Below are 14,300 nucleotides of genomic sequence, written 5' to 3'. Positions count from 1 at the left end.
CGGGGCGGCAGTCACTTTCTTTGCTGCTGCAAAGAAAGTAACCAAAGAAAGCAGCTTTCCCCATCCTGAACGCTTCAAGCCGGCCGCGGCACAGGCGAACCCTTAGGGCACAGCAGTAGCGAGTGCCCTCGCAGGCCATTTCGGGCGTGGACCGCGCACGGTCTGTCACATCGCGCCGCGCGCGTGGCTGGTTCAGCACGAAAAGGCTCCGCCCTGCTTCGCGGCCGATGGGTACATCGGGTCTGCGCGTGCTTCTGATTTCTCTTTTCTCGTCGGTGTCCCTCGCATACCCCACGGCAGCGCGCAGCGCTGTGCCGAAGCTATTTCGTGCTGATCCAGCACGCTCAAATCTCTGGCTCGTCAGACCGTGCGCGGTCCAAGCCCGAGGTGGCCTTTGAGGGCACTCGCTACTGCTGTGCCCAAAACGATCGCCTGTGCCGCGGCCGGCATGAAGCGCTTTGGATGGGGAAAGCTGCTTTCTTTGCCTACTTTCTTTGCAGCAGCAAAGAAAGTAGGTGCCGCCCCGCACAGGGGCAACGCTAATAGACCGACGCGAATACGGGATCCGGCGACAAACAAGCGCCAGCAAAACCTGCTCCGCAATGCAACACACTGTCACCCATGCATCACCCGATGCAACACCTCCTTGCCAAAGGATTACACCCAAACCAAAGCCCCAAGCCCGTTGGCACAGATATTGAGAGTTCACCCCTCCAAAGCTCCGCGATGCACATCGCCCCGACCCACGTTGCCATCGTGAATCGCGGAAGCCACGAGCCACGCATCGGCGCCGCTACGCGCAGCGAGTTCGAGATCGGCGCAATCGCGAATGCCTCCCGCACCGATCACCTCGCGCGCACCGGCAAGCGCGCGGACATGGGCGAAGGTATCGAGATCGGGTCCGGCATACGCGCCCACGTGATCGAGCGTCATCACGATCACGCGCGACGGCCACCACGCGCTCTCGACATGCGCCGACCCGAGCGCGCGCCCGCCGCGATAGTCGAGCGACAGGATCGGTTCGAGGCCACAAGCCGATGCCTGCGCGATCGCGCCGATGTCGAGCAGGGTTTCGGTGCCGAACACGGGCACGATCGCAGCGGGCGATCCGGATCGCGTCAGCCGCACGACGCGTTCGACGAGCGCACGCATCGGCGCGAACGCGGTGAAGCCCGCGTCGAGCCAGATGCGCGAGTTCTTGCCGAGGGCGTCGCATAGCGCGGCGAGCGCGTGATCGTGCGCGCCGCGCTGCAGGATCGCGCCCAGATCGGCGACGTACAAGGTGCGCGCGCCGGTGACGGCGACGAGCGCGCGGGCGATCGCAACCGGATCGCTCGTCGCGCACAACGAAGACTGGATCGGCCGATAGCGCGAACGCTCGCCCCGCACGGCGCGCACCGCGTGGCCGTCGAGCAGATCGAGAACGGGTATCACCTGCATGGATGGCTTTCCTTTGACCAAGATCTTTGTATTCGAGTATCTCACCGGCGGCGGCATCGATCCTGACGCAGCAGGCGCAGGCAGCCTCGCCGATCTCTCCGCGCTGATCGTCGAAGGGCGCGTGATGCGCGACGCCATCGCCGCCGACCTGCGCGCGCTGCCGGGCATCGACGTGACCGTCGCCAGCTCGCGCTTCGAACAGGTCGACGACGCGCAAGGCTATGTGCGCGCGCAGCCCGGCGAACCGGTCATACGCTTCGTCGCCCGCGTGGCGCGCGAGCATGACTATGCGTGCATCGTCGCGCCCGAATGCGACGGGCTGCTGCTCAAGCTTCACGATGCCGTCGGCCAGGCGCGCTGGCTCGGCTGCGCGAAGGAAGCGATCCGCGCGGCGTCGAGCAAAAGCGCGACCGCTGCGTGTCTCGCCGCGCGCAGCATCGCCGCGACGCCCGCGCTCGAACCCGACAACGCGGCCGCCGCAATCGGGCGCCGCTGGGTCGTCAAGCCCGACGACGGCGCGGGCGGCCTCGACACCTACGTCTACGACGATCTCGCCGCCGCGCGCGCCGAATACGAAGCGCGCGCGGAAGCGGGCCGCAATCCCGTGCTGCAGGAATGGATCGACGGCGAGCCGCTGAGTCTTTCGCTGATCTGCCGCGAACGGCTGTCGCGGCTCGTCAGCATCAATCGTCAGCGCATCGGCCTGTCGGAAGCGGCGGGCTCCGGGCGGCGCGAGCGCATCGTGCAGTTCGATGGCGTCGACGTCGATCGTATCGACCGGCATGGTCCGCAAGGGCGCGCGCTCGAACGGCTGGCCTTGCGCGTCGCCGAGGCGTTTCCGGGTCTGCGCGGCTTCGCGGGCATCGATGTCGTGTGGCATCCGGAGCGCGGGCCGGTCGTGATCGAGGTGAATCCGCGTCTGACGGTCGCGTATGCGGAGCTGAGCCGGCGCGGCGGCAGAAATCTCGCGGCTGAGTTGCTCGCGGCGCATCGCGTGCCCGGCTTCGACGGCGATGCCGGACTGCTGCGCGCCTGTGGCGGAGCGGCGTCATGACGGCGTCGGCATCGAACGATGCGCCGGTGTTCGGCTGGGACGTGGGCGGCGCGCACGTCAAGGTATCGATGGTGACGCGCGCGGGCGCGCTCGCCGATGTCGCGCAATGGGCGTGTCCGCTGTGGCAGGGCATCGCGCATCTGGAGCGCGCGATCGACGGCGTGTTCGAGCGCTGGCCCGCCGCCGCCGATGCATCGGCGCGCCACGCCGTCACGATGACGGGCGAAATGGTCGATCTCTTCGCCGACCGCGCCGAGGGCGTGCGCATCTTGACGCGCACGCTCGCGCAACGTCTCGGCGCGCGCACGATGTTTTTCGCCGGCGCTGCGGGCTGGCTCGCGCGCTCGGCCTGTCCGGACCGATGGCGCAACGTCGCGTCGGCGAACTGGCTCGCGACCGCGCAATGGGTCGCGACATGCATCCCGGATGCGTTGCTCGTCGATATCGGCAGCACGACGACGGACATCATTCCGATCGTCGGCGGCCGCGTCGCTGCGCGCGGTTCGAACGACGCCGCGCGGCTCGTCAGCGGCGAACTCGTGTATCAGGGCGTCGTGCGCACGCCGTTGTGCGGGGTTGCGCATCGCATCGCGTTTCGCGGCGAGACGACGGGCGTGATGAACGAATGGTTCGCGACGACCGCGGATGTCTATCGGCTGACGGGCGAACTGTGGCCCGAGCACGATCAGCATCCGAGCGCCGACAACGGACCGAAGACGGAAGCGGCGAGCCGGGCGCGCATTGCAAGGATGATCGGCCGCGACGCCGCCGATGCGAGCGATGCCGAATGGCGCCGCTTCGCGCAAAGCTGGCGGCACGAGCAGTTGCGCACGCTCGAAGCGAATCTCGCGCGCGTGATCGCGCAGGATGCGGCGCTGGCCGTCGCGCCGATCGTCGGCGCGGGGTGCGGGCGCTTTTTGGCGGCGGCGCTGGCGCGGCAGGAGGCGCGCGGTTATGTCGATTTCGCGCGGCTCGCGGGTGTCGCGCATGACGACACGACGCGCGCCGAGTGGGTATCGACGTGCGCTCCGAGCGTGGCGGTGGGGCTGCTGGCGTCGATGGCGTCGAAGGGCGCGGCGGGCAACGAAGCCCGACCTTACGACGATGCGTCGCCGCGCGCGGCGTGATAGCGTGCGGGATATAGCGAGACGAAAACGTGGTATGGAACCGGGTGCGTGGCCCGGCGGCATGATCGAACGAGGACAGGAATCATGTGGGTGGTGAAGATCGGGGGTAGCCTCGGTCACGACCCGGCGCTGCGCGAGTGGTTGACGCGGCTCTGGGAAGTGGGCGGAGGGCGCGTCGTGATCGTGCCGGGCGGCGGCGACTTCGCGGACGCGGTGCGGCAGTATCAGCGCGAATGGCAGTTCGACGATCTGGCCGCCCATAACATGTGCCTGCTCGCGATGGCGCAATACGCGATTCTGATGCAGGGCGTGGTGTCGGAGCTGGTGCTCGCGTCGAATGAGGATCGCATCCGGCGTGCGTTGCGGGATGGGCGCGTGGCGGTCTGGGTGCCGACGGATCTGATGCGCTCGACGCCCGATTCGATGACCAACTGGGAGACCACTTCGGATAGCCTGGCGGCGTGGCTTTCTTCTTCGCTCAATGCGGAGCGGTTGATGATCGTCAAGTCTTGTGAGGTGGATGCTGGTGCTTCGTTGGAGACGCTGGCCGCGAGAGGCATCGTGGATCGAAGGTTTCCCACTTTTGTGCGGGATGCCAATTATGTGGTTGAGATTTTTGGTAAGGGCGATGCGGGGGTTATGAGGGATCGGTTGCTTAATGTGGCGGTTTAACGCGTTGGTTTTTTGGTTTGTCGCCGGATCCCATATTCGCGTCGGTCTATTAGCACTGCCCCGCACAGGGGCAACGCTAATAGACCGACACGAAAACAGGATCCCATAGAAGCCCAGGCGAACGACCCGACCTTTAACCTATCCCCCATGCAACACACAAACCCACTTCTCAACGCGCCTGGGATCAAGCCTCCCCCCACGTCCTTCGCGTTCGTCACATAAAGCCCCACGAAACCCCGCAATATCCGGCGAGAGCAAAAGAATCCTGTCCCGATCATCCCAACTCAGCGACCCGGCGACCGCGGTCATCACGCCCTTAGAACGAGCATCCGCGATGCACCCCGCCAGCACTCCGACATCGACGCAATCGAACAACGTCCGCCCGTCCTTCAGAGCCGTATCGAACACGATACCCACGAAACCCAACTGCGCCGCAAGCACGGCCAGTTCACGATCCACGCCATCGTCCGACAGCAACACCGGCACGACAGCAGCCGGCAAGCTCGCCAGATGCCGCAAACACGCAACGGCACCCGCCCCCGGCGACACCCCCACCTTCACATAATCGACACCGGCCGCCGCGACATCGAGCACCCGCGCGGTGATCTCGTCGAGCGCATCGTTGGGCAAATCGCCGATGGTCGCGCTGATCGGCCGCACCGCGTACCGCGCACGCAACTCCCGCACGATCCGCGCGATCTCGCCGATCGCGACGCCTCCCAGCGCGCCCGCGCTCGGCTCCTTCAGGTCGATCAGTTCGGCGCCGGCGTTCGCGGCATCGAATGCTTCGTCGGCCGAGCGGACGCTCGCGAGCAATGCGGTCATCGTCGAAACTCCAGAGGGTTTGCTACGGAAACAGCATCAGGTCAGCGCCTTCGCGCGATGCACCTCGATCGCGCGCAATATCCATTGCCAAGCCTCGCGCTCGGCGTCGCCCGCGGTCTTGTCGATCGCGATACGCAGATACGCGATCTCGCTATCCACCTTCTCCGGCGGCAACATGAAGAGCCGGCTCACGAGAATCGCGCCTTCGACGACCGCCGCCTGCGCGCGATTGAAGCCCGCAAACGGTGCATGCGTCGCGCGATGCACGCACTCCATGCGCAATGTGGGGCGCGTTTCGTCGTCGAGTATTTCGGCGAGACGCAGTTCGGTGTGCGCGAGCGTCGTCGCGAGCCGCACGCTCGGAACCGCGTTCGCGGCGACCGTCGGCCAGTCGCGCGCGAAGCCCGTCACGCAGCCGGCGAAGACGCGCACGTCCGTCGTGAAGTTGATCACGGCGCTCTTCGTCGAAAGCACGTTGTCGAGCGTCGTCGATGGACGGAACGGCGCGAGGATCGCGACATCCTGTTCGAAGCGCACGCCCATCGGCGCGATGTGCGGCCGGCCATCGCGATCCGCAGTCGTGACGATGGTTTCGTAAATCATGATGGTCGGCCGGGGCATTCGTGACCGCACGAGAGAACCGCGAAATGCCTGGCGCGGCTTCGTGCGGATTGGGCCCGCATTCAGCGGGTAGCGATATACATCGTGATTTCAAAGCCAAAACGCATATCGGTGAAGCTAGGGGTAGTCCATTGCATGGGCGGTCCTCCATGTGTGTTGGTTGATGCCTCGATTACCGCTTCAATCATGTGCCGATGCAAACGCCGGCCATTCGACGATGCAAGCGCCATGCCAGTGACATGAAGCGGATGCCGAAGAGCGCCGGTCGCGCTGCGTGCGTTTCGACTGTGACGGAATCAGAACAAAGTGTCCCATCCGGTGATCAATGTTCGCATCAGGGCAAATCCCGAATAAGGCATTGCTTATGCCCGCACACGTTAATCGTGAATTCCTTTCCTCGCGGCCACTGCTTACTCTGCAATCACAGCAGGCGCAGGTCTCTTTCACCGTCACTGTCGAGGAAACGGAATGAACGACTTCAGCAAGGCCGCCGTCGAGGCGGCGCGCAATCCGTCCGATCCGCGCTCGCGTTATGCGGCCGGCGTCATGAAGTATCGCGAGATGGGCTACTGGCAGCCCGACTACACGCCGAAGGACACCGACGTCATCGCGCTCTTTCGCATCACGCCGCAAGCGGGCGTCGAGCCGGAAGAAGCGGCGGCCGCCGTGGCCGGCGAATCGTCGACGGCGACATGGACGGTCGTGTGGACCGACCGCCTCACCGCATGCGACATGTATCGCGCGAAGGCGTATCGCGTTGAACTGGTGCCCAACGCGCGCGCCGACGAGCCGCAGTATTTCGCGTACATCGCCTACGAGCTCGATCTGTTCGAGGAAGGATCGGTCGCGAACCTGACGGCTTCGATCATCGGCAATGTGTTCGGCTTCAAGCCGCTCAAGGCGCTGCGTCTGGAGGACATGCGCATTCCGGTTGCGTACCTGAAGACGTTTCAGGGACCGCCGACGGGCATCATCGTCGAGCGCGAGCGGCTCGACAAGTATGGGCGGCCGCTGCTTGGCGCGACGGTGAAGCCGAAGCTCGGTTTGTCGGGCAAGAACTATGGGCGCGTGGTGTATGAAGGGCTGAAGGGCGGGCTCGATTTTCTGAAGGACGATGAGAACATCAACTCGCAGGCGTTCATGCACTGGCGCGACCGCTATCTGTTCGCGATGGAAGCGGTGAGCCGCGCGCAGGCCGAAACCGGCGAAATGAAGGGACATTATCTGAACGTGACCGCCGGCACGATGGAAGACATGTACGAGCGCGCGGAGTTCGCGAAGGAACTGGGCTCATGCATCGTGATGATCGATCTCGTGATCGGCTGGACGGCGATCCAGTCGATGTCGAAGTGGGCGCGTCGCAACGACATGATCCTGCATCTGCATCGCGCGGGGCATGGGACTTATACGCGGCAACGCAACCATGGCATCTCGTTTCGCGTGATTGCGAAGTGGCTGCGCATGGCCGGTGTGGATCATGCCCATGCGGGCACGGCGGTCGGCAAGCTGGAAGGCGATCCTTTATCTGTGCAGGGGTATTACAACGTGTGCCGCGAGGCGCGCAATGAAGTCGATCTGTCGCGCGGAATTTTCTTCGATCAGCCCTGGGCGGGGTTGCGGAAGGTGATGCCCGTTGCGTCGGGCGGCATTCACGCCGGGCAGATGCATCAACTGCTCGATCTCTTCGGCGATGACTGCATTCTGCAATTCGGTGGCGGCACGATCGGGCATCCGCAAGGGATTCAGGCCGGGGCGACGGCCAATCGCGTCGCGCTCGAGGCGATGGTCAAGGCGCGCAATGAAGGACGGGATATAGCAAATGAAGGGTTGGATATTCTCGATGCCGCTGCGCGGGGGTGTACGCCGTTGAGGCAGGCGCTCGAGACCTGGCGCGATGTCACTTTCAACTACGCGTCGACGGATACGCCGGATTTTGCGGTTACTGCTTCGGCTTCGGTTTGATCTTGCTTTCATTCGCGGGAATTCCGCAACCCGGACAACTTAAGGATGCCGAAATGCTTATCACACAAGGAACCTTCTCCTTCCTCCCACCGTTGACCGACGAAGAAATAGCGTCCCAGATCAACTACGCATTAGACCAGGGCTGGTCCTGCTCGGTGGAATTCACCGACGATCCCCACCCCCGCAACACCTACTGGGAAATGTGGAACCTTCCCATGTTCGACCTCCACGACGCCGCCGGCGTGCTGATGGAAGTGAACGCCTGCCGCAAGACCTACCCCGATCACTACATCAAGGTGAACGCATTCGACTCGGTACGCGGCTTCGAGACGATGCGTCTGTCATTCATGGTCAATCGCCCCGAGCAGGAAAAGGGCTTCCGCCTCGAACGCCAGGACGAAAGAAGCCGCGTGCAGCGCTACGCGATCCGCACCTACGCAACCGATCGCCCGAGCGGCGAGCGCTACTGATGAGGAGGCGAAATCATGAGCGCCGAAGCCACGCTCGAAGAAGCGCCTCTTCAAACCACAGCCGACTTGATGGCGCTTTACCGCGAATCGCGCATCGGCGAAGTGCTGGCGGAACTCGACCGCGATCTCATCGGCCTTGCGCCCGTCAAGACGCGTATCCGCGAGATCGCCGCGCATCTGCTCGTGGAGCGCGCCCGCGGGACGCTCGGTATCGCGTCGGGTGCGCCCACGCTGCACATGTGCTTCTCGGGCAATCCCGGCACCGGAAAGACCACGGTCGCGCTACGCATGGCGCAGGTGCTGCACCGGCTCGGCTATATCCGGCGCAATCATCTCGTCTCGGTGACGCGGGACGATCTGGTCGGCCAATACATCGGCCACACCGCGCCCAAAACCCGCGAAGTGCTCAAGCGTGCGATGGGCGGCGTGCTCTTCATCGACGAGGCCTATTACCTGTACCGCCCGGAGAACGAACGCGACTACGGACAGGAAGCGATTGAAATCCTGCTGCAGACGATGGAAAACCAGCGCGACGATCTCGTCGTGATTCTCGCGGGTTACGAGTCGCGCATGGAAACGTTCTTCCACAGCAATCCGGGCTTCCGTTCGCGCATCGCGCATCACCTCGTGTTTCCGGACTATGCGCCCGATGAGCTGCTGCAGATCGCCGAGCACATGCTGACCGACATGCACTACCGCTTCGACGACGACGCGCGCCGCGCCTTCGAAGAGTATCTCGCACGCCGCATCAGGCAACCGAACTTCGCCAACGCGCGCTCGGTGCGCAATGCGCTCGACCGCGCGCGCCTGCGTCAGGCGAATCGACTGTTCGCCGCCGCAGAAAGCGGTAGCGGCGCCGCCGACGCCCACGCGCTGATGCAGCTCGACGCGAGCGATATCCGCGCGAGCCGCGTGTTCACCGATTCATGACGACAGGGAGAAGCGCGATGCAGGATGGACGCACGACCTTATCGAAGTTCCTGATCGACACGCTGGACCGCAAGCCCGGTCCCGAAGCGGCGAGCGGCCTGTCTGCGCTGCTGATCGATGTGGCCGCGTCGATCAAGACGATCGCCGCCGCATTGACGCGCGGCGCGCTGGGCGGACAGCACGGCACGGCCCATTCGATCAACACGCACGGCGAGGAACAGAAGAAGCTCGACCTCGTGACCAACGAGATCTTCCTGCAGCATTGCGAATGGGACGGCCTGCTCGCGGGCATGGTGTCGGAAGAGATGGACGAAGTCTATGCGATTCCCGAGACCTATCCGCGCGGCGAATATCTGCTCGCGTTCGATCCGCTCGACGGCTCGTCGAATATCGATATCAACGGCGTCGTCGGCTCGATCTTCTCCGTGCTCAGACGCGGCGCCGACGATGACCAACCCGCCGACGAAGCCGCGTTCCTGCGCCCCGGCCGCGAGCAGGTCGCGGCGGGCTACGCGATCTACGGGCCATCGACGATGCTCGTGCTCTCCGTCGGCAACGGCACGCACGGCTTCACGCTGGAACGCGATGTCGGCAACTTCGTGCTCACCCATTCCGATATCCGCATTCCCGAGGATTCGAGCGAGTTCGCGATCAACGTATCGAACGAGCGCTTCTGGGAGCCGCCGGTGCGACGCTATGTGCAGGAATGCAAGGACGGCCGCACCGGCTGCCGCACGCAGGACTTCAACATGCGCTGGATCGCATCGATGGTCGCGGAAGTGCATCGCATCCTGATGCGCGGCGGCGTCTTTATGTATCCGCGCGACTTCAAGACGCCCGAGATGGAAGGACGCCTGCGCCTGCTTTATGAAGCAAGCCCGATGAGCTTCCTCGTCGAACAGGCGGGCGGGCTGTCGATCACGGGGCGCGAGCGCATTCTCGATGTCGAGCCGAAAGCGCTGCATCAACGCGTGCCGGTGATTCTCGGTTCACGCAACGAAGTCCAGCGCATTCAGCGCTATCACGGCGAATACGATCGCGGTGAGGACAAGCCGTTCACGTCGCCGTTGTTCAAGGAACGTTCGTTGTTCCTGCCGGAAACGCAAGCGTAAGTCCGCATCTGAAACAGCGCTCATTACATAAACAGCAGGGAGGCAAGCGCATGTCAGTCAAGCATCCGATCGTTGCGGTGACCGGGTCGAGCGGCGCCGGCACCACCACCGTCATGAAGAGCTTCACGCATATCTTCAGGCGCGAAAAAATCAATGCGCAGATTGTCGAAGGCGATGCGTTTCATCGCTACGATCGTCTCGGCATGCGTGAGGCGATGAAGCAGAGCGAACGCGATGGCCTCGTCAACTTCAGCCACTTCGGGCCGGAAGCAAACCTGCTCGAAGAACTCGAAACCCTGTTCGATACCTACGGCGAAACGGGCAGCGGAAAGTTTCGCCATTACGTCCACGATGAAGGCGAAGCCGCGCACTACAGGCAGGATGCGGGCACCTTCACGCCGTGGGAAGACATCACGCCCGGTACGGACATGATGTTCTACGAAGGCCTGCATGGCGGCGCGGTGACTGGCAAGGTCGATATCGCGCGTCATGCGGATCTGCTCGTCGGGGTGGTGCCGATCATCAATCTCGAATGGATTCAGAAGCTGCATCGCGATCAGACGATGCGCGGCTATTCGCACGAGGCGGTCGTCGATACCATCCTGCGCCGCATGCCCGATTACGTGAACTACATCTGTCCGCAGTTCTCGCGCACGCATGTGAATTTCCAGCGCGTGCCGACCGTGGATACATCGAACCCGTTCACCGCGCGCGAGATTCCGCAGCCCGACGAGAGCTTCGTCGTGATCCGCTTCGCCAAGCCGAGGGGCATCGACTTCCCGTATCTGCTGACGATGCTGCACGACTCGTTCATGTCGCGGCCGAATGTGATCGTCGTGCCGGGCGGCAAGATGGGTCTCGCGATGCAGCTCATCTTCACGCCGATGATTCTGCAGTTGCGCGACCGCTGCGCGCGCGCCTGAGACAGGTTTCTCATCATCGCATCGAAAGGAGGCATCTCATGAATGCCGTCGCTGAAGCTTTGCCCCGACTCAACCGCTCACCCGGCTCACACGAAACGCGCCAGATGGCGAATGCGCTGCGCATGCTCGCCGTCGATGCCGTGAGCCAGGCGAACTCCGGTCATCCTGGCATGCCAATGGGCATGGCGGAGATCGCAGTCGCACTGTGGGGACGTCATCTGAAGCACAATCCCGTCGACCCCGACTGGCCGGACCGCGACCGCTTCGTGCTGTCCAACGGTCACGGCTCGATGCTGCTCTATGCGCTGCTGCATCTGAGTGGCTACGACGTGTCCATCGACGAGATCAGGCGCTTTCGGCAGATGGGCAGCAAGACGCCCGGGCATCCGGAAGTGGGCGTGACGCCCGGCGTCGAAACGACGACCGGGCCGCTCGGACAGGGTTTGACCAATGCGGTCGGCATGGCGCTGGCTGAAGCCTTGCTTGCGCGCGAGTTCAATCGCCCGGGGCATGAGATCGTCGATCATCGCACGTACGTTTTCGTGGGCGACGGCTGTCTGATGGAAGGCGTCTCGCATGAGGCTGCGTCGCTCGCGGGCACGTTGCGGCTCGGCAAGCTCACCGTGCTCTACGACGACAACGGCATTTCGATCGATGGCCACGTGGACGGCTGGTTCGCCGACGATACGCCGAAGCGCTTCGAGTCCTACGGCTGGCACGTCGTGCGCGCGGTGGACGGCCACGATGTCGACGACGTGTCGCACGCGTTGCAACTGGCGCGCGAGTCGGATCGTCCGACGCTCATCTGCTGCAAGACGGTGATCGGACTCGGCGCGCCGAAGCTGGCCGGCACGCACGACGTGCATGGCGCGCCGCTGCCCGCCGACGAAGTCGATGCGACGCGCCGCGCGCTCGACTGGACGCATGCGCCGTTCGAGATTCCATCGTCGATCCGCGCGTCGTGGGACGCGCGCGAGGCAGGCGCGTCGGCTCAGGAAGACTGGAATCGCAGCATGGACGCGTATCGACGCGTGTTTCCGCGCGAAGCCGCCGAGTTTGAGCGCCGCGCGCGCGGCGCGCTGCCTGCGAACTGGCGCGACACGGCGCATGCATTGGTGCGCGAGGCGGACCGCGCGCGGCAGACGGTCGCGACGCGCAAGGCCTCGCAACTCGCCATCGAGGGCCTTGCACGCGCGTTGCCCGAACTGCTCGGCGGTTCGGCCGACCTGACCGGCTCGAACCTCACGCGCTGGAAGGAGGCGGTCGACGTCACCGCCGCGCCGGAAAAGGGCAACTACATCCACTTCGGCGTGCGCGAGTTCGGCATGAGCGCGGTGCTGAACGGCGTCGCGCTGCATCGCGGTTATCTGCCATTCGGCGGCACATTCCTCACGTTCTCCGATTACTCGCGCAACGCGCTGCGCATGGCCGCGCTGATGAAGACGCGCACCGTGTTCGTCTTCACGCACGATTCGATCGGCCTCGGCGAGGACGGCCCGACGCATCAGCCGATCGAACATGCCGCGAGCCTGCGCATGATTCCGGGCCTCGACGTGTGGCGTCCCTGCGATACCGTCGAGACGATGCAGGCGTGGATCAGCGCGGTCGAGCGCGACCGGCCTTCGTGTCTCTTGCTGTCGCGCCAGAACCTGCCGTTCGTGCCGCGCGACGAGGCGCAGATCGACGGCATCGAGCGCGGCGGTTATGTGCTCGCCGACTGGCCCTCGACATGCGAACGCGATGCGCGCCGCGTCGTGCTGATCGCGACGGGCTCCGAAGTGGCGCTCGCGCTCGCAGCTGTCGAGCCGCTGAAGCAAGAGGGCATTCTGGCGCGCGTCGTGTCGATGCCGTCGACCACCGTGTTCGATCGTCAGTGCAACGTGTGGCGCGAACGCGTGATGCCGGAAGGCGTACCGCGCGTCGCGATCGAAGCGGGCGTCACGGCGTTCTGGCGACAGTACGTCGGTTTGAAGGGCGGTGTGATCGGCATCGATCGCTTCGGCGAATCCGCGCCCGCGAGCGAACTGTTCGCGCACTTCGGCGTGACGACCGATGCGCTCGTCGAGGAAGCGCGCCGCGTGGCGGCCTGAATTTTCGCTACTTGCATGGAGACATCACGATGGCTTTCATCGCATTGAGGCAGTTGCTGGATCACGCGGCGGAGCACGGTTACGGCGTGCCCGCGTTCAACGTCAACAACATGGAGCAGGTGCACGCGATCATGCAGGCGGCCGAGGCGACGAAGAGCCCCGTGATCCTGCAGGCGTCGGCGGGCGCGCGCAAGTATGCGGGCGAGCCGTATCTGCGGCATCTCGTGCTCGCTGCCGTCGAGGCGCATCCGGATATTCCGGTGGTGCTGCATCAGGATCACGGCGCGAGCCCGTCCGTGTGCCAGCAGGCGATCCGCTCGGGCTTCACGTCCGTGATGATGGACGGCTCGCTCATGCCCGATCAGAAGACGCCCGCCGACTACGACTACAACGTGGAAGTGAGCCGGCGCGTCGTGGAGGCGGCGCATTCGGTGGGCGTATCGGTGGAGGGCGAACTGGGCTGTCTCGGCTCGCTGGAGACGGGGCGCGCGGGCGAGGAGGATGGCGTCGGCGCGGAAGGAACGTTGAGCCACGATCGCCTGCTGACCGACCCCGACGAAGCGCGCGCGTTCGTCGAGGCGACCGGCATCGACGCGCTCGCGATCGCCATCGGTACGTCGCACGGCGCGTACAAGTTCAGCCGCCAGCCGACGGGCGATATTCTCGCGATCGACCGCATCGCGGAAATTCACGCGCGCGTGCCGGATACGCATCTCGTGATGCACGGGTCGTCGTCGGTGCCGCAGGAGTGGCTCGCGATCATCCGCGAACATGGCGGTGACATTCCCGCGACCTTCGGCGTGCCGGTGGAGGAGATCCGGCGCGGCATCGCGAACGGCGTGAGGAAAGTGAATATCGACACGGATATTCGCCTCGCGATGACGGGCGCGATGCGCCGTGCGATGGCGTCGGCGAAGTCGGAGTTCGATCCGCGGCACGCGCTGAAGGCGGCGACGGCGGCGGCGCGGGAGTTGTGTATCGAGCGGTTCGAGGCGTTCGGCTGCGCGGGGCATGCGGACCGCATCAGGCCGTTGGGACTGGAGGCGATGGCGCGGAAGTATCACTGAGGGGAGC

General features: G+C 64.6%; 14 protein-coding genes. 10 read left to right on the top strand and 4 right to left on the bottom strand.

What is annotated here, in order from left to right; all coding sequences use genetic code 11:
• Positions 1 to 705: 705 nt before the first annotated feature.
• Positions 706 to 1,440: a HisA/HisF-related TIM barrel protein gene (locus AWB80_RS40920; protein ID WP_061180306.1), complete on the bottom strand. Its 735-nt coding sequence runs from the start codon at positions 1,438 to 1,440 to the stop codon at positions 706 to 708.
• Between the two features lie 13 nt (positions 1,441 to 1,453).
• On the opposite strand from AWB80_RS40920, the gene AWB80_RS40915 reads away from it, so the two are divergent.
• From AWB80_RS40915 to AWB80_RS40905, 3 genes are all read left to right on the top strand, one after another.
• Positions 1,454 to 2,494, top strand: a complete 1,041-nt coding sequence (locus AWB80_RS40915) for an ATP-grasp domain-containing protein (protein ID WP_061180310.1) — start codon at positions 1,454 to 1,456, stop codon at positions 2,492 to 2,494.
• Positions 2,491 to 3,621: a hydantoinase/oxoprolinase family protein gene (locus AWB80_RS40910; RefSeq protein ID WP_061180305.1), complete on the top strand. Its 1,131-nt coding sequence runs from the start codon at positions 2,491 to 2,493 to the stop codon at positions 3,619 to 3,621. The genes AWB80_RS40915 and AWB80_RS40910 overlap by 4 nt, the downstream gene beginning before the upstream one ends.
• 84 nt (positions 3,622 to 3,705) lie before the next feature.
• Positions 3,706 to 4,293, top strand: coding sequence for an amino acid kinase family protein (locus AWB80_RS40905; protein WP_061180304.1), 588 nt, complete (start codon positions 3,706 to 3,708; stop codon positions 4,291 to 4,293).
• 138 nt (positions 4,294 to 4,431) lie between these two features.
• Here the strand turns inward: AWB80_RS40905 and AWB80_RS40900 are convergent, their stop codons facing one another.
• From AWB80_RS40900 to pqqA, 3 genes are all read right to left on the bottom strand, one after another.
• On the bottom strand, positions 4,432 to 5,118 hold the full coding sequence (locus tag AWB80_RS40900) for a (5-formylfuran-3-yl)methyl phosphate synthase (protein WP_061180303.1): 687 nt from the start codon (positions 5,116 to 5,118) through the stop codon (positions 4,432 to 4,434).
• A 36-nt stretch (positions 5,119 to 5,154) separates the two neighbouring features.
• Positions 5,155 to 5,721: a DUF447 domain-containing protein gene (locus AWB80_RS40895; protein WP_061180309.1), complete on the bottom strand. Its 567-nt coding sequence runs from the start codon at positions 5,719 to 5,721 to the stop codon at positions 5,155 to 5,157.
• Between the two features lie 80 nt (positions 5,722 to 5,801).
• On the bottom strand, positions 5,802 to 5,876 hold the full coding sequence (gene pqqA / locus AWB80_RS40890; protein WP_008354335.1) for a pyrroloquinoline quinone precursor peptide PqqA: 75 nt from the start codon (positions 5,874 to 5,876) through the stop codon (positions 5,802 to 5,804).
• Positions 5,877 to 6,207: 331 nt separating this feature from the next.
• Here pqqA and AWB80_RS40885 point away from each other — a divergent pair, with 331 nt between their 5' ends.
• From AWB80_RS40885 to fba, 7 genes are read left to right on the top strand one after another with little or no spacing between them, the layout of a single operon-like run.
• A complete protein-coding gene (locus AWB80_RS40885) occupies positions 6,208 to 7,701 on the top strand; it encodes a form I ribulose bisphosphate carboxylase large subunit (RefSeq protein ID WP_061180302.1) in 1,494 nt (497 codons plus the stop codon).
• 53 nt (positions 7,702 to 7,754) lie between these two features.
• Positions 7,755 to 8,171: a ribulose bisphosphate carboxylase small subunit gene (locus AWB80_RS40880; RefSeq protein ID WP_061180308.1), complete on the top strand. Its 417-nt coding sequence runs from the start codon at positions 7,755 to 7,757 to the stop codon at positions 8,169 to 8,171.
• Between the two features lie 15 nt (positions 8,172 to 8,186).
• Entirely contained in the window at positions 8,187 to 9,101 is a 915-nt protein-coding gene (cbbX, locus tag AWB80_RS40875; RefSeq protein WP_061180301.1) for a CbbX protein, read from the top strand.
• Between the two features lie 17 nt (positions 9,102 to 9,118).
• A complete protein-coding gene (locus AWB80_RS40870; protein WP_061180300.1) occupies positions 9,119 to 10,213 on the top strand; it encodes a class 1 fructose-bisphosphatase in 1,095 nt (364 codons plus the stop codon).
• Between the two features lie 50 nt (positions 10,214 to 10,263).
• Entirely contained in the window at positions 10,264 to 11,136 is an 873-nt protein-coding gene (locus AWB80_RS40865; protein WP_061180299.1) for a phosphoribulokinase, read from the top strand.
• 38 nt (positions 11,137 to 11,174) lie between these two features.
• On the top strand, positions 11,175 to 13,226 hold the full coding sequence (tkt, locus tag AWB80_RS40860) for a transketolase (RefSeq protein WP_061180298.1): 2,052 nt from the start codon (positions 11,175 to 11,177) through the stop codon (positions 13,224 to 13,226).
• Positions 13,227 to 13,255: 29 nt separating this feature from the next.
• A complete protein-coding gene (gene fba, locus AWB80_RS40855; RefSeq protein ID WP_061180297.1) occupies positions 13,256 to 14,293 on the top strand; it encodes a class II fructose-bisphosphate aldolase in 1,038 nt (345 codons plus the stop codon).
• Positions 14,294 to 14,300 lie beyond the last annotated feature (7 nt).

Source organism: Caballeronia pedi, assembly GCF_001544915.2.
Lineage (GTDB): Bacteria > Pseudomonadota > Gammaproteobacteria > Burkholderiales > Burkholderiaceae > Caballeronia > Caballeronia pedi.
Note: the sequence above shows the minus strand (reverse complement) of the source record. Positions and strands in the feature narration are given on the sequence as shown.

Bases quoted from the DNA above. Each gene is read 5' to 3' on its own strand.
- AWB80_RS40905 (WP_061180304.1), top strand. From the start codon at position 3,706: ATGTGGGTGGTGAAGATCGGGGGTAGCCTCGGTCACGACCCGGCGCTG.
- tkt (WP_061180298.1), top strand. From the start codon at position 11,175: ATGAATGCCGTCGCTGAAGCTTTGCCCCGACTCAACCGCTCACCCGGC.
- AWB80_RS40900 (WP_061180303.1), bottom strand. From the start codon at position 5,118: ATGACCGCATTGCTCGCGAGCGTCCGCTCGGCCGACGAAGCATTCGAT.
- AWB80_RS40865 (WP_061180299.1), top strand. From the start codon at position 10,264: ATGTCAGTCAAGCATCCGATCGTTGCGGTGACCGGGTCGAGCGGCGCC.
- AWB80_RS40920 (WP_061180306.1), bottom strand. From the start codon at position 1,440: ATGCAGGTGATACCCGTTCTCGATCTGCTCGACGGCCACGCGGTGCGC.
- AWB80_RS40910 (WP_061180305.1), top strand. From the start codon at position 2,491: ATGACGGCGTCGGCATCGAACGATGCGCCGGTGTTCGGCTGGGACGTG.
- AWB80_RS40880 (WP_061180308.1), top strand. From the start codon at position 7,755: ATGCTTATCACACAAGGAACCTTCTCCTTCCTCCCACCGTTGACCGAC.
- AWB80_RS40870 (WP_061180300.1), top strand. From the start codon at position 9,119: ATGCAGGATGGACGCACGACCTTATCGAAGTTCCTGATCGACACGCTG.
- fba (WP_061180297.1), top strand. From the start codon at position 13,256: ATGGCTTTCATCGCATTGAGGCAGTTGCTGGATCACGCGGCGGAGCAC.
- AWB80_RS40895 (WP_061180309.1), bottom strand. From the start codon at position 5,721: ATGATTTACGAAACCATCGTCACGACTGCGGATCGCGATGGCCGGCCG.
- AWB80_RS40885 (WP_061180302.1), top strand. From the start codon at position 6,208: ATGAACGACTTCAGCAAGGCCGCCGTCGAGGCGGCGCGCAATCCGTCC.
- cbbX (WP_061180301.1), top strand. From the start codon at position 8,187: ATGAGCGCCGAAGCCACGCTCGAAGAAGCGCCTCTTCAAACCACAGCC.